The organism is Sporomusa malonica (assembly GCF_900176355.1).
Classification (GTDB): domain Bacteria; phylum Bacillota; class Negativicutes; order Sporomusales; family Sporomusaceae; genus Sporomusa; species Sporomusa malonica.
Window position 1 is genome coordinate 16,817 of sequence record NZ_FWXI01000018.1, and the last position, 19,597, is coordinate 36,413.

18 protein-coding genes are annotated in these 19,597 nt (G+C 45.4%); 2 read left to right on the top strand and 16 right to left on the bottom strand.

Annotation, left to right across the window (positions count from 1 at the left end; all coding sequences use genetic code 11):
* Positions 1–103: 103 nt before the first annotated feature.
* The 16 genes from citC to B9A22_RS17905 all read right to left on the bottom strand — a co-directional run bounded on the left by citC (position 104) and on the right by B9A22_RS17905 (position 17,377).
* Complete coding sequence (gene citC / locus B9A22_RS17835) at positions 104–1,150, bottom strand: [citrate (pro-3S)-lyase] ligase (RefSeq protein ID WP_084577297.1); 1,047 nt, start codon at positions 1,148–1,150, stop codon at positions 104–106.
* A 143-nt stretch (positions 1,151–1,293) separates the two neighbouring features.
* Positions 1,294–2,844 (bottom strand): citrate lyase subunit alpha, encoded by a 1,551-nt coding sequence (citF, locus tag B9A22_RS17840; RefSeq protein ID WP_084577298.1) that lies wholly within the window; start codon positions 2,842–2,844, stop codon positions 1,294–1,296.
* Position 2,845: 1 nt separating this feature from the next.
* Positions 2,846–3,715: an HpcH/HpaI aldolase/citrate lyase family protein gene (locus B9A22_RS17845; RefSeq protein ID WP_084577299.1), complete on the bottom strand. Its 870-nt coding sequence runs from the start codon at positions 3,713–3,715 to the stop codon at positions 2,846–2,848.
* A complete protein-coding gene (citD, locus tag B9A22_RS17850; protein WP_084577300.1) occupies positions 3,715–4,005 on the bottom strand; it encodes a citrate lyase acyl carrier protein in 291 nt (96 codons plus the stop codon). The genes B9A22_RS17845 and citD overlap by 1 nt, the downstream gene beginning before the upstream one ends.
* A 48-nt stretch (positions 4,006–4,053) precedes the next feature.
* Positions 4,054–4,995, bottom strand: a complete 942-nt coding sequence (locus tag B9A22_RS17855) for a P-loop NTPase family protein (RefSeq protein WP_245824043.1) — start codon at positions 4,993–4,995, stop codon at positions 4,054–4,056.
* A gap of 59 nt (positions 4,996–5,054) precedes the next feature.
* Positions 5,055–6,302, bottom strand: coding sequence for a methylaspartate ammonia-lyase (locus B9A22_RS17860; RefSeq protein WP_084577301.1), 1,248 nt, complete (start codon positions 6,300–6,302; stop codon positions 5,055–5,057).
* Between the two features lie 170 nt (positions 6,303–6,472).
* The gene (locus B9A22_RS17865) at positions 6,473–7,924 is read right to left on the bottom strand and encodes a methylaspartate mutase subunit E (protein ID WP_084577302.1); all 1,452 of its coding nucleotides are present in this window, start codon (positions 7,922–7,924) and stop codon (positions 6,473–6,475) included.
* Between the two features lie 24 nt (positions 7,925–7,948).
* A complete protein-coding gene (glmL, locus tag B9A22_RS17870; protein WP_084577303.1) occupies positions 7,949–9,328 on the bottom strand; it encodes a methylaspartate mutase accessory protein GlmL in 1,380 nt (459 codons plus the stop codon).
* Between the two features lie 15 nt (positions 9,329–9,343).
* Positions 9,344–9,754, bottom strand: a complete 411-nt coding sequence (gene glmS, locus B9A22_RS17875; protein ID WP_084577304.1) for a methylaspartate mutase subunit S — start codon at positions 9,752–9,754, stop codon at positions 9,344–9,346.
* Positions 9,755–9,759: 5 nt separating this feature from the next.
* A complete protein-coding gene (locus tag B9A22_RS17880; RefSeq protein ID WP_084577305.1) occupies positions 9,760–10,737 on the bottom strand; it encodes a GntR family transcriptional regulator in 978 nt (325 codons plus the stop codon).
* Between the two features lie 291 nt (positions 10,738–11,028).
* Entirely contained in the window at positions 11,029–11,169 is a 141-nt protein-coding gene (locus B9A22_RS25555) for a FeoB-associated Cys-rich membrane protein (RefSeq protein WP_176215580.1), read from the bottom strand.
* A 20-nt stretch (positions 11,170–11,189) separates the two neighbouring features.
* Positions 11,190–13,565 (bottom strand): ferrous iron transport protein B, encoded by a 2,376-nt coding sequence (gene feoB, locus B9A22_RS17885; RefSeq protein WP_084577306.1) that lies wholly within the window; start codon positions 13,563–13,565, stop codon positions 11,190–11,192.
* Positions 13,566–13,592: 27 nt separating this feature from the next.
* Positions 13,593–13,805, bottom strand: a complete 213-nt coding sequence (locus B9A22_RS17890) for a FeoA family protein (protein WP_084577307.1) — start codon at positions 13,803–13,805, stop codon at positions 13,593–13,595.
* A 12-nt stretch (positions 13,806–13,817) separates the two neighbouring features.
* Positions 13,818–14,051: a FeoA family protein gene (locus B9A22_RS17895; protein WP_084577308.1), complete on the bottom strand. Its 234-nt coding sequence runs from the start codon at positions 14,049–14,051 to the stop codon at positions 13,818–13,820.
* 91 nt (positions 14,052–14,142) lie between these two features.
* Positions 14,143–14,907, bottom strand: coding sequence for a response regulator (locus tag B9A22_RS26355; RefSeq protein WP_084577386.1), 765 nt, complete (start codon positions 14,905–14,907; stop codon positions 14,143–14,145).
* On the bottom strand, positions 14,885–17,377 hold the full coding sequence (locus B9A22_RS17905) for an ATP-binding protein (protein ID WP_084577309.1): 2,493 nt from the start codon (positions 17,375–17,377) through the stop codon (positions 14,885–14,887). Before B9A22_RS17905 ends, B9A22_RS26355 begins: the two co-directional genes overlap by 23 nt.
* Before the next feature lie 324 nt (positions 17,378–17,701).
* Here B9A22_RS17905 and B9A22_RS17910 point away from each other — a divergent pair, with 324 nt between their 5' ends.
* Together B9A22_RS17910 and B9A22_RS17915 are read left to right on the top strand one after the other, a co-directional pair.
* On the top strand, positions 17,702–18,964 hold the full coding sequence (locus B9A22_RS17910) for an EAL domain-containing protein (RefSeq protein WP_176215581.1): 1,263 nt from the start codon (positions 17,702–17,704) through the stop codon (positions 18,962–18,964).
* Positions 18,965–19,130: 166 nt separating this feature from the next.
* On the top strand, positions 19,131–19,586 hold the full coding sequence (locus B9A22_RS17915; protein WP_084577311.1) for a ferritin-like domain-containing protein: 456 nt from the start codon (positions 19,131–19,133) through the stop codon (positions 19,584–19,586).
* The last annotated feature ends 11 nt before the right edge of the window (positions 19,587–19,597 follow it).

Consider the following 19,597-nt stretch of genomic DNA (forward strand, 5'->3'; position numbering starts at 1 on the left):
ACAATTGTCAAAATAATTATACCATGTATTATGTATTGTGTATACAGAATACATAAGGAAAAACTTACTTTAGATGAGAGAAATTGAGACCAGCTTCTAGATATTAATGGCGGGAATGACTCGCCTTTATGCGTGCAATAACCGGCTGCGCCTCAGGTGACACCAAATACTGGTATGTAGTCTCTGGAACCAGTTCCTTAATAGCAGACCAGTCTTCTTGCCGAATAAGCTCCCGTACCCGCGAGGCGCTAATTGCCTCTCCACCAGTCATAATCCGCGGCATAATCTTGAGTTCGACTCCGTGCTGAGGCAACACCTCAGCTAACGCTTCATTATAACCACAGGTTGTCGCACAATATGGCTCATCACCCACATAACGCCTGCTAATGCCAAGAGCCGGAGCAATGTAGCGGGCAAATATTACGGCGTCAAGGCGGGTCTGCGCTTTAACCGTCGCTTCACCTTTAGTAAAATAGCTAGGAAACGTCGCTGAGGAGACAATATATTTACCGGCAGGAAGTACCAATACGTTGCTATACTCAGCCAGCCCTTGCTGAACTAATTGAAAACGGACATCAAACGGGAAAAGCGATTTGTCCTCACTGACGACAAGGACGACAACCCCCTTGTTTTCGCTTACTGCCCGAGAGATTACAGCCTTATGCCCCAGGGTAAACGGGTTACAATTCACAACAAGCGCGGCTCTTGCACCTATAGGCAGCTGCGCGGCCTTTTTGGCTATTTCCTGGCAATAATCGTCAATAGAGCCTAAGCCGGACTCTAATAGAACGGCATGAGGCTCGGTTCGAGCCACCTCTTTAAAGCCTAGTGCAGTAAACATGGGGGCGGCACTGGGCTTAGTATAAATAAAATAATGATAAATACCACGCTGTCCAGCCTGCTGGATAAGATGACTGACGACATTGGCTGTCAGGCCTTCCCCCTGCAGCTGGGGCGAAACGGCAATATTGCGCAGCACTTCCCCGGCCAGTGAACCGGTAGCAATGATCTCATCATTTTGATAAAAGGCTACTGTGTAGTCGACAGCACCGTCAAAGGTCAGATCAAACGCGGCCAGGAAAGTACGTACTGCCTCGATTTCCCTGGTACTGTCAAGATTAATTTCTCTCATATCATAGTTAGCCCACATGCCATTGCCTCCTTAACACCTGTATAAACCTACATTGTTGTTAAAAAGCGAGATTGCTTCACATACGTTCACAATGACGATGAGTGCTAATTCCAAGCTCCCGCTCAAGGTCATTGCGAGCGTAGCCAATCTCGCCTAACTCTTTATTTACCTACTTGCCTTACCACATCGATGACGGTACCGTCACGATACTCGACAACGGCAACAACTTTATCCTGGGTTATGACGTTTTCAGGTACACCGGCCATTTTTTCAGCCAACGCTTTAAGTTCTTCTACAGTTTTCAGCGGTAATCCTGCCGCTTTTAATTTTTCATATAAATCTGTGCGGCGCGGGTTAACAGCTACACCGCGTTCAGTGACCAGTACATCCACTGTCTCACCTGGTGTAGTAGCCGTCAGCACTTTATCCATAATAATGGGTAGACGGCCACGCAGCAGATTAGCAACAACAATGGTTACTTTCGCACCAGCGGCAGCATCACTATGTCCGCCAGAGCCACCCATAACTACACCGTCTGAGCCTGTTACCACATTAATATTAAAGCCAGTATCAATTTCGGTAGCGCCCAGTACTACGGCATCAAGTTTATTTACAGCAGCGCCCAGGTTAAACGGACTGGCATAAAAGTCAGCGCCAACTTCCAGGTGATTAGGATTGGCTGCTAAAGAACGCACAGCATCAAGGTCAAATCCCTGAACGTCGATAAGTTTTCTAAACAGTCCGCTTTCCAGCATCTCAACCATATAGCCGGTTATACCACCGAGGGCAAAACTGCCGGTAACGCCGGACTCTTCCATCATCTGACGGACATAGTAGGCAGCAGCCAGCGACGCACCACCTGCTCCGGTTTGGAAGGAGAAGCCGTCTTTGATCAGACCGGCAGCTTTAATCACTTTGGCAGTAGTCTCCGCGATTTTAAGACCAACTGGATCGCGGGTTATTTTTGTTGTGCCTGAAACTATGCCTTTAGGGTCACCAATACAGTCAACCTTAACAACATAGTCTACTCTTGTTTGTGGGATAGAGATGGGCGACAGCGGGTACGGCATTAAGTGGTCAGTAATGGCGACAACATGGTTGGCATACTGGGCATCAGGGATAGCATAACCAAGCGAGCCACAGGCGGCAGGACCTTCAACGCCGTTGATGTTGCCGTAGTCATCTGCTGCCGGGGCAGCAATAAAGGCCACATCAATTTTTAATTGGCCGCATTCAATGGCCCTGGCGCGGCCGCCGTGGGTCCTCAGTACGACTGGTCGGGGAAAGACGCCATGCGAGACAGCTTGGGCTACCGGCCCTGACATATAGTTGGTGTCAAGCCCTGCGACTACACCACTTTTAACATGCTCAACGATCGGTGCATGGACTGGGAAAACGGAACTTAGGGCAACTGTCAAATTCTTAAGCCCAAGTTTAGCAGCAACAGCGAGCACCATGTTGACAACACCGTCACCATTTCTTAAATGATGGTGAAAGGACAGCGTCATACCGTCAGTAACAGGAATACGCTTAAATACTGTTTCTATATCTTCTACCAGTTTTTGCTCATTGGGTAAAATCCGTTTGACCTTCGGCGCTTGGCGCTGCATGTCAGGTACAGTGGCAAATGCACCGGTAAAAGGCCGCACCTTGCCGTATCCTTCAATCGATTCAGGCAGGTTACGACCGATAGCGTTTGTTAATTGATTCATATTAAGCCTCCTCTGCCAGACCCAGCAAACGGGCCAAATACAGTATGCGCTCAGCTCTGGCAACAATGGGTGCATCCACCATTTTACCATCAAGTGACGCTACGCCTGAACCTTCAGATTCAGCTTTGCGAATGGCTTTAATCACCCGCTCAGCCCAGTCAATCTCATGTTCAGTGGGGTTAAAAACTTTATGGATATCGTCAATCTGTCGAGGGTTAATGGATAACTTGCCTTTAAACCCAAGCTGTTTGGCTAGCTGGGTATCGGCAAAAAGACCCTCCCGGTCATTAACATCAGTAAACGGCGTATCAATTGACTGAATCCCGGCAGCAGCAGCGCTGTTCACCACGATTGTCCGCGCGCTAAATATTTCAGTACCTTCTTTAGTGCGTTTAGCCCCCAACGAGGCAGTATAGTCTTCGGCGCCAAAAGCTAAGGCTACCACTCGCGCGTCAGCCTTGGCGATACGATATGCTTCAGCAATGCCGCACGGAGTTTCTAAAAGAGCAATAAGTTTAACCGGTGGTTGCCCTGGTAATTCCGCAGCAGCCACTAGGCGGGATACCTCTTGAATATCTTCCGGACTTTCGACTTTCGGCACTAAGAGGGCATCTGGACGGCAAGGTACAATGGCCTTGATATCTTGACGCGCAAATGTGTCAAGGGGGTTAATCCGCACGACTTTTTCACTGGTACCATAATCAATTGTTCTTAATGACTGCGCCACAAGCAGCCGCGCAGCGTCTTTTTCCTGGGGAGCAACAGCGTCTTCAAGATCAAGGATAATGGCATCTGCCCCAAATACGCCGCCGTTTTGCAGCATGCCGGGGTTGTTGCCGGGCATAAATAGCATGGTCCGACGCAAATCCATTATATCAGCTCCTTTTGGAGGATAACGCCAGCGCGGGCAAGTGCCGCCAAGGTACGAGCCTGGATGGTGCAATCAAGTGCCCCCCGGTCAACAGCTTTAATATATATGTCAGTAACGTTTTGCTCGGTAATTACAGCGAAAATTGTTTCCTTGATCGCCTTGCCGTATTGGGCCAGCACAATGCTTTCAAGTTCAAGAACTACACCGCTGCCTTGGGCGCCGGGCGCCACTGTTATCATTATGTCGTTGGATTCAAGAGTTCCGGCTTGCGCCGGCTTTAGTTCGTTCATAGTAACCTCCTTAAGAAAAGAAGACTGATTAGAATAATTAATCAGCCTCTAGCAATTAATGGTGTTTAACAGAGTAAACCCATCAAGTGCATCGGACATTGGGCCAACAAGACCGATAATGAGGTATGTCCGGGTTTTAGGGTCAAATTTATATTCTGGAAGGATACGGAAGTTCTCAATTTCTTCGGTATTGCGTACATGGGTGCGAGGGCCTGAGCATGTCCAGGTCATCTCGCCGATTTTAATATGGCCTTCATCACAATAGCTGATGTTTATACCTTCATCTATCAGCCTTTTTACTTTACGTTCTACTTCCGGTAGTTCTGCCGACAATTCCAGCGGATATTCAAGCACAAAGCCGTGGTGAACATCACGATGCCTAAATTCCAATATTGCGCCATAGTCATTCACCAAGACGCGGTTGGTAAGATCTTCGGCCGTATGCGCCATTTTGCGGTACTGCAAGGTTTTGACAACAACGTCGCGTATTTCCTGGGGAATAGGTCCGAACACAGTGGGACGCACGACAATAACCTCGCCACCAACGCCGATAAGTACATCGGCGTTGGTTTTGAGCAAGGGGTACAACAAGTCAAAATGTTCTACAATAACCCGTTTACCATGAGCCAGCGCTTGCCGGACTGCTTCAGCCAAAACATGTATCTGCGTGAACGCCAGCTCAAACCGCATATCGATATGATAGGTATGGCTGGAGAAGAATCCTCTGTCAATATTCTTAAGCAGCGGCAACGGCCTAATATTGACGCCGTCATCATCGTTGGTAAGTTCCAGGCCAGGAAACATGCCCTTTACCATCGATGACTTACCTGCCCCCGCGTCACCAATGATACCGATAAGACGGTCAAGTGGTGATAAATAGCGTTCGCTCAGCTGCTGCCCCAGAATGTACATCCGGTTACGGCCACGCGGCGCAAAGTAGCTGGAATACATGAGTTGGTCGCCGAGACCTAGCGTTACAGTGGATTTCATGACAGGTACCCCCTTAAAACTGCGATAAAGCCCCGAACTTTCTGGCAGTTTTTATTATATTAATGTTTCCGAGCTTTGCGCACTGCAAGAATGCGCTGCATTTCATTATAAACAATCATGTAGCCTTCGTCTACGCCCATGCCAGGTTTAGCCAGCATTTGCACAGGTTGGGTAGCCATAGCGATATGAACGCATACCTCGGCTGAGCGGTTAGTCTCATTGCAAGTGCCGCCTTGATAAGCGCCAACGCCTTTTTGTTTGCAGTACAGTACTGATTCAATAATATTGTTAATGCCGCCAAGGTCAGGGGTTTTGATTTGCAGCATGTCGCCAGCGCCTTTGTCGGCAAAGTCTTTAATGTCTTCGAAAGTATTGCACCACTCGTCTGCCACAATCTCAACATTAATGTGCTCTTTGTGGAGGCGGGAGGTAATTTCCGCAAGCACTTCAATTTGCTTTTCGCGCTCTTCCACATCGACTGGACCTTCAATGCGAAGCTTCAAAGGTGCAGCAGCCTTTTCGAGTTGACGGAAATATTCTACCATGCGCTCAACATCATTTTTGAAGGCCAGTCCAATAGTGCCATACACGTCAATGTGCAGCACAGGCGCATAGTCAGCAGTCGTCTTGAGCTTGGCTACACGGTCACGAAGCCAGCCAACATATTCTAACAGCAGTTCGCCGTTTTCGCCCAATTTTTCCTTAACATTGTTAATAAGACCATGTGGCAGTACTTCGGCATGTTTAATAATCATCTTGTCAACATTATTATACCTGTCGTCACCCGACTGGGTAAAGATAGCAATTTCTTTGTCGCTAACTTGGGTGTTGTATTCGTCAGCGATGACTTCGCACATAAGTTGCTTTTTTGCTTTGGCGACAGCGTCCAAAATAGCTTGAGTTACGCCATACCGGAGAGCCGTATGAATCCGTTTGCCGTTTTCGTAGTTCAGGTTGTCGATTTCTTCAGCCAGTTGTTTGAAAGAATTCAGCTCACGACCAACAAGGCGGGGCTTAATCATTTTTTCAATAACAGGAATAAAGTCATCTGCTAGGAACAGTGGGTCACGTCCGCCTGCACCGCTGTATTGAACGGCAGCGCAGTCACCATGACCAATCTGGCCGTCTTCTAAAATGATCATAACAGATACGGCTTCGCCGGCTTGACGCACAGCTTTGAAGCCATCGGTAACAGGTTGTCCGATATAGGTAAAGCCATCATGGGCGGCACCGGTTTTAATGGCCCGCTGATCGTCAAAGTAAAAGCCAGTACGGCCTTTTGCGCAAACTATATCAAGTATCTTCATTATAAATATCGCTCCTTATTGTTCGTGTTTTAATAATGAGAAAGGCGAGATTGCTTCACATTTGTTCGCAATGACAGGGAGAACGCTTCTCCCTCATTTAGTCATTTCGAAGCGCAGCGTAGCAATCTCACCTCCGTATCAGCTTAATTATATTAATCTATTCTATTTTTTTAGCGTGGGCGTCCTACCAAATTGCCTTTGGAGATGGCGTAGATATCGTCAATAACCATTTGGAAGCTAGGTGCACGACCTTCGGCCTTGGCCCGCTCAGCCATTTTGTCCTGATGGAAAGTAACCAGGTCTGGAGTGAACGGCAGGTTGCCAACATCAAACAGACGCACAGCACCGTTATTATCACGTGCAGGTAAGATTTTATTCAAGCTAAATCTGCTCGGTGCAAACGGTACGTCAAGCACACCAGCTTCGAAAGCACGAACTGCGCCAATCGCATAGTCGTTGCCGCCCAATTCAAATACCTTGTCAAGAATGCAGCGGGTTTCGGCTTTAATGATATTAATTTCAAGCTCTAGCTCTGTCGTCATTGGGAACGCCTGATCTTTGAGCATATTAATCATTTGCTTGGTAGTGCGGAGACCCTGGGCGTTGGCTTCCTTAGTCGGAATACCTAATGCTTCATGCGGAGTCTTAACAATAACTTTGGTAGCTTTAGCCAGGGCCGCAGTCGCTGCACCCCAGGAAATAACGCCGAAGGCTTTGGCTTCGTCTTGAGGGAAGCCACCCATCCATTGGTGGAAAACAGTAGTAAGTACGCAATCATTATAGCCATGTTTTGCCATATATTCTTCAGCAAGCTGCTCAAGAGCTTTAATGGCAGCAATGTCTTGAATCAGATTGCCGCATTGGCCGTAGCCCAGGGTAATATTCTTTACGCCTTGTTCGGCGGCAAGAATGCCTTCAATGATAGCTACTGAGTGAGAAACACTAGGCGGTACCAGCGTGCCTGTCAACGGGCCGAATGGCTCACGGTTGATCTCAATGCCATGTTCAGCATAAATGCCGATCATACGGTCGCAATACTGCCAGTCGTAAATAGTTTTCTCCAGGGAAACGCTTTTTGCGTAAGGGATGTTATAGGAAATGCCGCCGCCCTCGTACGAGGTGTAACCAGCAGCTATGGTGATTTCACCTAAGAGACGGGCATCAGGGGTGCCGTGACGAACCTGCAGCGGAGCGTCAACACTCTCAACTACACGGCGCACTCCGGCCACACCGTGATTAACTGCCGGGAAGCCATTGAGCAGCGAACGTCCAGCTTTTAAGCTTTCATCAATGCCGTTTTGTGCTTCTTTGTATTGGTTCTGACGGGTATAGCTGTCAATGGTGCTTGGCAGCAGGTCTGCTTCCCCTTCGTTTTTTAGGAAGTTCAATAGATTAATATGCTCGTCAATGAGAGCAACACCAGCGCGCGGCTGAGTCAGGGTTTCACCGTTTTTCTTAGCTTTAACCAGGCGTTTAGCGAAATGGCGCTTGGCTGGGATATTCTCATGATACTTTACGGCTTCTTCAAAATTAACGTCTTTACCGGTTGGCCAGTGTGTAAGCACTTCCTCGCGGATGGCGTAAAACTCGTCATGGGTCCACTTCTTATTTTTAAGTTCCATGTGGCAAAAGCCTCCTCTAATCATCTATTTCTTAATAATGTATTTTTTCATCATTCGTACAGCCACGGCCGGATGTTCTTCCCCTAATAGGCCCATGGATGCCATAATGTAATCTTTATCAATGAGAAATTCGGGCTTCTGGGGTTTGAGTACCTGAGGGTTTGTTTCATCAAACAAGATGCCCTTCAATATTTCTTCAGGTTCAGGATTGTTGACAATGACCCCGCCTGTGCCAATCACAGTGGCGACTTTAGTCAAGTCTTTACCTATCTGAACATGGCTTGTCCCAAAAGGCGTATAGTATACGTCAAGATGTCCAACATGCCTGTCAGCACCTAGCCGCACACAGGCTTTCCCCATGGCAATCTCAATCCTGGCTTCAGCCTCTGACTTTGGCAGGTGATCAATATCTGCTTCGACTTTGGCAACATATTCAGCAGCTTCCTCGGAAGTTACCCCAGCATAGCTGGCAATCATTTCTGCACCGGCTGCTTTTAGCAATGCTCCTGCGCTGTAGCGCATACCTAAGTCGCCCTCGACTGTGCGTTTGCAAAACGGCTCAGGCAGACCCTTGAGCGATACCCCGCCAACAGTCGGATCACCTTTGGCAATAGAATACACATCAGTAGTCGCCCCGCCAATGTCCATAACCATCAAATTACCCAGACCTTTTTCCCCGCCCCCGCCTTGGCTTAATAACTCGGCGGCTTTAAGAACGGCCGCCGGTGTCGGCATGACCATCTTATCTACCATTTTGTTGGCACGGTTCAAGCCTTTCGCTTCGGTAATCCGCTTTAAGAATATATCGCGAATGACGACGCGGGCTGGTTCAATATTGAGTTCATCAAGCTTAGGCATGACGTTTTCGGTAGGCCGTACTTCTGTGAGCTTTTCTGCTAGAATCTTGACCACTGTCGGCGTGACCGACTTATTGCCAGCTACCACAACCGGCACATCTATACCAAGACCGGCCAGCATTTTTGCATTATGCAAAATAACTTTCTGGTTGCCGCCATCAGTACCGCCAGCCAAAAGAATGATATCAGGCTTTAGGCCGGCAATTTCTTCAATCTCATATTCACTTAGTTCATGACTAAACACCTTAAGCACCTTAGCGCCAGCGCCTAACGCTGCTCGTTTGGCTGCCTCGGCAGTCATCTCAGGCACTAAGCCAACAGCGATCATTTTTAGACCGCCAGCAGCGCTTGAGCAACCAAGCACTTTGCTGAATTCAAGCTTGCCAGTTCGGGCAAACAAAGCCGCCAAGGCCTGATTGAGGCCATCCATAATATCAGTTTCAACGGTAGTAATGCCTCTGGCAGTACCTAGAACTTGCTCTTGGTCAACGTCTACTGCTGTAATTTTGGTATAGGTACTGCCAAAATCGATGAGCAATACGTTCAAAACACAAGACCCCTTCTATTTCAAATCCGCTTTCAGGTCTGTAATCACTTGATCAGGCAGAATTCCTGGTTCATATACCCGATCATAACCCATAGCGAGGAATTTTTCTTCAACTTCTTTAAAGTCAGTTTTACCGACAACCAAGTTGCCGCCTACATAGAGCAGAATATCCTCAATACCAGCTTCGCGGCAGCGGTCTTTTAAGCCGCGGCAGTCAATTTCACCATGACCATAGAGCGAAGCCACGAGAATTGCTTTAGCATCAGTTTCAATAGCTGCGTTAACAAATTCTTCCTGCGGAACCAGCACACCCAGGTTAATTACCTCATATCCTGCAGCGGTAAGAGCATGATTGAGAATTTTGTTGCCAACAGCGTGACAGTCAGCGCCAATTACGCCTAATACAACCTTTACCTTGTTTGTCATTTCCACTACTCCTTTGCTTTATCAGTCTCTGCAACCAACCGACCAACAACCTGTTGGAGCGATCCCTGGTCGATTTCGTAATAAAAAGTGATGATCTCCTGTGTTTCGCTTGCTGCCTGGCGTGCAATGTGTTGCACAGCTTCAGCAGTAACAACCACATTATGGTTGGCTATGCATTGTCTTACTTGTTCTCGTTCACTTCCAATACAAGGCTTTAAATTAATCCCATTACAGCCAATCTTGGTCAGGAGCCGGTTCAATGCAACCACAAATTCTTGGGTTTTGGCGACAACAGCCACCTCAGTTCCTGCTGGTAAGCGGGCAATCTTAATGATCGCTTCCAGATTTGGCACAGTAGCTACAGCTAGCAGCTTGGCACTATTGCCGAGAATTTCGGCAACAGTCGACTGGTGCTCTATCGTAGTCACTACCAAGTCACAAGCAGCCAAAAACTCCGGTTTAACAGTTCCTGCCGTTAATTCAGCCAGCGCAACCGGTTCAAAGCGCACTTGAGTAACTTGCCCAAGCTGTGTAATAAACCGCTCGATATACTCCAAAGTGCAGTCAACAATAGCTACGCGGAGTTCCCGGGCTGCTAATACCTTTTCCTTAGCCCGGATAGCGGTAAGCGCCGCAAACTGATCAACAGTAAACCCAAGTTCAACTACTTGCACCAGGGCCGCATCAATAACCTTGAGCGCCCGCTCAAGCCGGCTGCCAGCGACATCAGCACCGGCAACCATTGGATCTGTCGTCTGCTCCCGCACAAACGTGCCACGACCTTGCTGCGCATCGAGAACTCCCTCTAACAGTAGTTCTTTATAGGCTGCACTGACAGTATTCCGGCTAATACCTAGCTCTTCTGACAATTGGCGTTCAGTTGGCAGCTTGTCACCCTGTTTGTAGCAGCCTGTCCTTATTTTGTCCAAAATGTACGCTTTCACTTGCAGGTAAATCGGTACGCCAAGTTTTTGTACAATCACAACCATCATCCCAACCAATTGGATTAATGGATTAATCCAATTTTGTTTTACATTCTTATTATCCCATAGCATGTGCGAAAAAGCAAGAAAATTCTACGAAGATCTGACAAATTTCGTACTTAGCAATCAAAGTGTAAAGAAAATACGGCTTGCGCCGAGCCTCTAGCGAAAGCGGAAGTCGATGTTGCCCTTATCCAGGCGGAAAGTTATGCTTTCAAACAGGACAAAAAAAAAGAAGCAAGGCTACACTTAGCCTTACTCCTTAATATCGCAATATCTCTTTTAATTTTGTTACTTCGTTTGCTTATGGCAGCTGGATCCGCAGCCACCAGAGCAATGGCACTCAGTTTCACCATGTAATTCCCGCCAAATAATTTTACCTATATAGCCAACCGCAACTAAGCCGACTATGAAAACAGCCATCGTATCCATCTTGTTCACTCCTTTTATTCTTAGTAGCCCATTAAACTTCCAATTTGGTAAACCAGGAAAGACATTACCCATGCCAGGGCAGTGGTATATACAGTGGCGAAGACTGGCCATTTCCAGGAATTTGATTCCCGTTTGATAATAGCTAACGCCGCTAGGCAAGGTGAGTAGATAAGCACAAAGACCATCAAAGAATAAGCAATTAACGGGGTAAAGCTACTGTCGTTAGCCAACGCTTGCTGCAGAGCAACCGAACCTTCATCAGCCTCGCCCACATTATAGATGGTTCCCATTGTGCTAACCAAAACTTCTTTAGCTGTAAAGGCGGCTATTAAACCAATGCCTGAACGCCAGTCAAAACCAAGAGGTTTGATTGCAGGTTCAATAAATTTCCCTAACTGCCCAGCATAGCTCTTTTCCAGTTTTTCATGAGCCTGTTCTTTTTCAAGGGCTTCAATTTGCTCGTCACCTTCACCTTTAAGTTCTAAATACCGTGCAGCCATCGGATACAGTTCCGGGTTAGTGGCTTCTAATTCTTTCAGTTTAACTTCTTTAGCAGCTGTTAACGCCGCTAATTCCTCACTATCCTCTGCAAGGCCTTCAGTTTGTTCGGCAAATTCTTCATCAACTGCTGTCAAATCTGCAATTAACGTTTCTAAGTCCTTATTATCTTCTATAGCCCCAATGTTTAGCGGCTTGGCAATTTCCTCATCTACTTGCTGACTAAAACCAGCTTCAGCCTGAGCGGTCAAGCCTTGATAATCTTTGCTGAAATCGACATCACTAGGATAATTCACCATAAACCAAACTAAAATCGAAACCGCCAAAATAATGGTACCTGCTTTTTTCAAGTACAGTATGCTGCGCTCCCACATATGCATCAGGATGGATTGCATTGTAGGAATACGATAGGGCGGCAACTCCATAACGAAAGGCTCCGGCTCTCCAGTAAATAAAACACTCCGGAAAATACGCGCCATAACGATGGCCAGGAATATACCCAATACGTAAATGGAAAACAGGACTGTGCCTGCAACACCTTCATTAAAGAATGCAGCGATAAGCAGGGTATATACAGGAAGCCTCGCACTACAGCTCATGAGCGGTGTTACCAAGATGGTTACCAATCGGTCACGCGGGTTCTCCAGGGTACGTGTCCCCATAATCGCAGGTACACTGCAACCAAAACCTAATAATAGCGGAATAAATGACTTACCATGCAGCCCCACCGCATGCATAACTCTATCCATAATAAAAGCGGCTCTGGCCATGTAGCCTGTATCTTCAAGCAACGCAATTCCTAAAAACAGTATTATTATATTAGGTAAAAATACAATAACTCCGCCAACGCCACCAATAATTCCATCAACTATTAGCGATTTCAAATCACCTTCAGGCATAGATTGACCTACAAACTCCCCAAAAGCTGTCACGCCTTGTTCAATCCAATCCTGCGGATAAGCACCTACAGTAAATACAAAATTAAATAATAACCACATAAGTCCAAGAAATATCGGCAAGCCAAACAGACGATTTGTCAGTACCCGGTCAATCTTATCAGAGGTGGTTAGCACTCCTTCGTGTCTCGAAATAATCACTTCCTGGCACAGAGCTCCAACAAACTGATAGCGAAGATTCGCAATTGCCAGTTCCGGATCGGTATCAAACGCAGCCTGCAAGCTCTGCCTGGCAGCAGCAACAGTCGCCAGAATACGTTCTCCTCCAGGTAACTGTTTTACAGTATTGCAAATATCTTGATCGTTTTCTAGTAATTTGAGAGCCAGCCATCGCTGAGGAAAACGCAGATTATGTTGCACTTCTGCAAGCAAAGTACTAATCTCGACAATTTTTCCTTCAACCTCATCGCCATAATTGATGACAAAGGGTTTCCGTGGTTTTTCTTCTGCCACCTTAACTGCAGCTGTTAACAGGTCATCCACACCGGTATGACGATTGCCAACAGTACGAATAACTGGCACATCCAGCTTCTTTGACAAAACCTGTTCATTGATTTTGGTTCCCATGCCTTCAGCCACATCAACCATATTTAGAGCTACTACCAAGGGTCGCTCTAATTCCAGCAGTTGCACAGCCAGATACAAGTTTCGTTCCAAGTTGCCCGCATCCAGGATATCAACAATAACATCAGGCTTATCCTGTACGATAAAATTACGCGCTACCAATTCATCAAGTGAATGTGCTGTCAGGCTATATGTACCTGGCAGATCAACCACCAATAACTCCTTGTTTTGAAACTGCCGGAACCCTTCGCGTTTCTCAACCGTTACCCCTGGATAGTTACCTACATGCTGCCTGGCACCTGTAACACTATTGAATATTGTTGTTTTGCCCGAGTTGGGGTTACCGGCCAAAGCAATACTAACCTTGGTATTTCCCACTATATAAATCCTCCTTATCTCTTGAGCCTACTTTACCTTGATATTGCAAGCCAATGAGTTATTTAACATGATTCGGCTGCCGCGAACCTTAACAATAACAGACTCATGACTACGACTAAGTATCGCGATTGGTGTTCCTGGCGTAAAGCCAAGATCAGTGAGGCGCGCCCTCACTTCCCGAGTGCCGCCCAGCGCCTCGACTACCATTAACTGACTTGTGTCGATATTATGAAGTGGCATACCCACACCTCCTCACGAGCTCATTTTAATTTCAATATTTTGGGCCTCAATCTTACGCAAAGACAGGTTAAACCCCATTACCTTAACTTCCATCGGATCACCGAGCGGCGCATACTTTTGAACCTCAACCTTTGACCCAGGAACAACCCCCATATCAATAATGCGGCGTTGGACAGGGCCATTACCATGAATTTTAGCAACTGTACCTGTTTCCCCTGGTGATAACTGACTCAATAATTTAACCATTACTAATTCCTCCTCATGTTACACTTTGTTTTAGTTTAAAATCGATATCAATAATCATTATCAATATAAAAAAGCACTTCACCATTCTGTACTATAGTACGCCCCGCTTTTTGACAAGCTCAAAAGCAACCTCTTTCAGACTCGGAACACTGCGGAAATAGGCCGTATAGTCTGATGTATAACATACAATCTTCAGTACACTACCTGCCGTAACAATGCTCTCCAGCATCTGCCTATAGTAAGGTGCCGTCTTGTTATGCAGTGCATTCCCATAGGTAAAATCGAAAGTTATATCACCCTTCTGGCTTGCCATTACTCCTGCTATGGCCTTTGCCAGATCTTCAAAGTCGGGTTGGGAGAATTCACGCAAGATGGTAATTCTAGCGCCGTCTTCCTGAGTTTCCACCGAAAACGACATTCTAGCAGTCAATGGCTTGTCACCCAGCTCTTTTGCTAATACCGTCTCTGGTTGAACTCCATTTAGCCCACTGGTTGTTGCTCCTAATAGTTCATTAATAATTGATAGCAATTTATCCTCAGTAAATGGTTTTAAAATATAGCCCTTAGCCCCATGTTGTAACGCATCAAACACTTTATGTTTTTGACCGAGAGCACTAACCATAACAACCCTGGCGTTTGCATCAAAATCGATAATTTGAGACAGAGCCTCAATCCCGTCCAATCCTGGCATAGTTATGTCCATGGTTACCAGATCAGGAAGATATTTTTTATATGCCGCTACCGCTTGTTCGCCATTAGCTGCCTCATCCACCACTGTATAACCGGCTTTTATTAAAAAGGTTCCAATTGTCTTGCGCATCATCAACGCGTCATCAACAACTAATACACGTGCCATCTTCATCTCCATCCTTCCGCATAAACGAAATCAAGCTAAGATAAACCTTACCCAAATCGGTTGTTACCACCCAGGAGTAAATGTCTGCCTTTGCATAGCGTGCAGACGCGCCTTCAGCCCAAATCGTGACAGGGGTTCCAATATCAATCACCTCTTGCCAATCGGGCAATTGCTGCAAGGAGTTACCAACAGTGGTATTAAAAAACTCAGAAAAAGCACTTTCTAACCATATTTTTTCTTCCGTGACCTCTATTGCAGCCTCATGTAAATAGCACTCGGCCAGGCGCTTGACCAAAGCTTCATCAGCACTTATCATCAGACGCCCTGCAAAGGTACCCTTGATATCAATAAAGGTTGAAATATTACGCATATTTACAACACCCGAACTTGCTTCCATTTTACTGATTTCTTGTGAAAGCACGCCAAATTCTTCCTTCAAGAAAGTTTTAGCCTGGATAAGTACTTGTTCCCCTAAACGACAAACATCAAATTCTTGGTCTCCAGAAAACGTGAGCGGCAATTCAAACGTAAATTGTGTTCCTCGCCCCACTTCTGTATCAACCTCAATATGTCCACCAAGCTTTTCAACCTCTTGCTTCACAGCGGATAAGCCCACTCCCCGTCCAGACAATTGATCAGCAGCGCCAGCACTGGAGAATCCATCAGCAAATATAAGCTGCACAGCCTCCTCATTTGACAAATCTCCAGCAGCAACCTCATCACAAAGCCCTTTGGCAACAGCCAGGCGCCTTATGAGAGCACTATCAATGCCTCTGCCATCATCGGCAATTCTTACTATCAGATTTGTTTCATCATTTGCTATGTTGCATACAAGTTCTCCCAGCACGTCTTTACCTGCTGCCAAGCGTTCATCCGGCGTTTCCAAACCATGCGCAACTGCATTACGGAAAACATGCACAAGTGATTTAGCAAAGTCATGGTATTTTATCGGATCCACCAAAATTTTCGCGCCAGGTGTGAGTGAGAAGTTAATCTCTTTCCCTTGATTTAATGCCAGATTAGCTATGTATTCAGGAAACATGTTCAACAAGTCACTAAACGGTTTATAACGTAACCGGCGAAGCTCTCCAATAAAAATTTTTGCCTGGCAAGGGGCAAGCAGACGCTGAACTTTTTCCTCCAACTGGTGTAGTTTGCAATTTTCCACCACAATCGTCTCGTCCTGCAAGAAAAACTGATCCCCTAATATCTTTTTTAATTGTTCCAGTTCTTGCTCCAGCCAATTATAAAGTGTTTCCGGCTGATACCTTGCAAAACACGCTACTAATTCATTCTGCTCAATATTCCCTTGTTTCTCATCCCGTAATTTGGCTAAAACAGATTCCAACTCGTGCAATCCTGCAGCCACACGGTGTATTCCCAACTGCCCAAACGTACCTTTCCAGGTATGTACTGCGCGGAAAATTATACTCAGCTTTTGGACTGGCGACTCCTGTGAAAATAAAATGTCGGGCAACTCTTCCTGACAAAACAACTGGTATTCTGTCATCGCTTTACTAAACTCTCGGTAGTGTGTCACAGCCCGCACAACCATCGACAAAACATTTTTTTCTTCCTGAATCTTTTTTTCCATGTCCCGCTGCTGGGTAATGTCGGTTAGTATCAGCAATATTTCTTTTCGCTCTGGATCGACAGGGTGATTAATCAGCTTATACGTTATTTGAATGTAACTTCCATCAAGTTGTAGTTCCTCAGGCAATAAAGAAAAGTAATTTTCCTTGAGTAACTCATCCTCTTCCTGGAATATTTTCTTAAATAGCGCTGTTAAAAAGACCTGCTGTCCGTTATCTTCCGGATATAACAGTTCAGGAACAGCTGCAGCCCCTATCTCTTGGTTAAAAATCATAATACACTCAGCACTGTACTCGCCAGTAACTTTTAAATCTTCTCCAAAGGATAGGAACCCCTGTCCGGCATTATCCAATAAGTTACGGACTTTGTCAGCTGCTTCTTTCAGCTCACGTGTCCGCCCCTGCAATTGATGTTGTACTACCAATTGTTCAGCATTAACTTCTTCTAGTGCTTTCTTCTGAGATTGAATCTCCGACTTGGATTGTTCAAGCGCGGCAACAGCCTGCTTGAGCTCCGATTCATTTACTTTAATTCTATGAACCATCCAATTCATGTCCCGCATCAAATCAACTAATTCGTTTTCATTGCCCTCACTGCTCCGTTCATTGGGAACAGTAAGCAACACATCATAACGGCCATTCTTTACATGCTCGCAAAATTCTTTAATTTTTTTCACTTGATTCGAAAAAAACCAATGCCGGATAAGTCCGGGACTTATCAATGCTACCAGAACTGTTATCATGACCGCGATAGCCATAGTACTATGAAATTCTCGATTTATGCCCAACCCTGTTTGATTTCCCGCTGTAACCATAACAAAAATAGGCAACATCCCGAATAATAGCGAAATAACAAGCAATCGTGTTTTAAGAGTCACTATTGATTCCCACCTTCTTATCTGACCCACTTACAGTGCTCATCACACTGATCTTCCAGGCACTTGCGCCCGATAAATTATTGATAATGATTATCATTATTTATGTATATATTATTACAGACATTAAAATCTCTGTCAAGCAATTTTTTTCCATATCATATTACCTGTCTTTGTGACAGGTTGACAGCAAATCGGAAAGCTTTTATACTGAAAATATCTCAAAATAATACAAAAGATGGCAAAGACGCCACAGGGAGCTGTTATCCGACAGCCCCGCTGTGGCGTCTCCTATGTCGGCATATAAACGAGGGTTGGAGGAACTTCATGGCACACCTTGGCTCAAATCTTCATTCTTTTCATTTAACAAGTATTGATTCAATTACCGACATCGTACGCAAGGTCATTCGTGAACAACAGGTCGTTACATACTTCCAGCCGATTGTTTCTGTGAAAAACCGATCAATAATTGGCCTTGAGGCCCTCTCACGGGGGACACCGGCGCTCTCGTCAATAATCCCGCCAAAACTACTGTTTGAGCAGGCAGCCCTCCTGGGAATGACCATTGAACTTGACCGCCTCTGCCGCGATACTGCCCTGACTGCTTTCCAGCCTATAACTTTTGCCCACCCGGATTTATTCCTGTTTCTTAATTTTGATACTACAATTATCGACAAAGGCGTCGTCGGTTCCGGCTATTTGCACAAATCCACAGAAAAGCGTAACTTACAAGCCGGCAATATTGTAATTGAAATCTCCGAATCCAATATTCAAGACGTTGATCTCTTGAAGAAGTTCATTCAAATGTATAAGAGCTATGGATTTTTATTTGCACTTGATGATATTGGTATTGGTTCATCCAATCTTGATCGTATTCTATTGACAAAACCAGATATCTTAAAGATTGATCGTTGTTTAATTAACGGTATTGATCACGACTATTACAAACAAGAGCTATTTAGCTCTATTGTAAATATAGCAAAGAAAGTTGGCGCCCTGGTTGTAGCCGAAGGTGTAGAAACCGAAACAGAAGCCATCGTCTGCTGCGAAATAGGTGCCGACCTTTTACAAGGATTTTACTTTGCCAAGCCGCAACCGGCAAACTGCCCCATTTTACCGGAGACATTTACTCTGGCTATAGACTCGGTTAACAAGCTATTCAAGCAATATCGGGTAGATAAAATTTCAGCCAAAGTACATACGCATCAATTATACAAAACCATAGCTCACAACCTGACAGATGAACTGGCTAAAACTCCCCCTGAGTTGTTTGAGGAAAAGCTTAAAAAGCTAGCCCACTATCCCAATCTTGAATATGTATATATTTTGGCACGAAATGGTATTCAGATCAGCAACAGCGTGTGTGATACCTGCGCATTTCCAGGTTCCAAGAAGCGCCTATTCAATGCTGCCCAGAAAGGTACCGACCAATCACTTAAAGACTACTATTTATATCTTCACTCCGGGCTCACCGAATACATAACAGATCCTTATATTTCTTACGCCTCCGGGAGCCTTTGTGTTACAGTTTCAATGCTGTTTACATCTGCTGACCAGCAATTTATTCTTTGTGCTGACTTCACGGTGTAATCACACCTATCTCTTCTGCGCGAAGATAGTTGGCTAAGCAAGAATAATTCAAAAAGCTAGTCTAAGAGATACTTGCTAAAGAAATAGTCATCATGTAGAATTAGCATTAGCTTGTCTGGTAAGATTTAACTAATTTTATCGAGAAATGGAAGGGATGGATTTTAGCATGACACAGGAAGAATACAAAACTATACTAAGAACGGCTATTGGCAATGAAGTGGAAGCTTATGAGTTTTACAAGGGAGTTTCCGAAAAAGCATCCGACATTGTCATCAAAAAAATGTTTAGCCAATTGGCTGCAGAAGAGCAGGGCCATCAAAAACTAATAGAAGGCTTTCTCACCGGGGATTTTAGCACAATGCATTTTCATGAATCCCCAGATTACAAGATCTCAGAAACGGTTGAGAAGCCGAAGCTTTCAGTGAATATGAAACCGGCAGATGCTATTGCTCTGGCAATGAAAAATGAAGAGGAAGCCATGAACATGTATACAGAGTTTGCTAATGCAAGTGTTGATCAGGCGCAAAAGAAAATCTTCCAAGATCTGTCCGCTATGGAAAAAGGCCATAAAATAAAGCTTGAAGAATACTATGTAAATATTGCTTTTGCTGAGGTGTGGTAATCTAACAACAA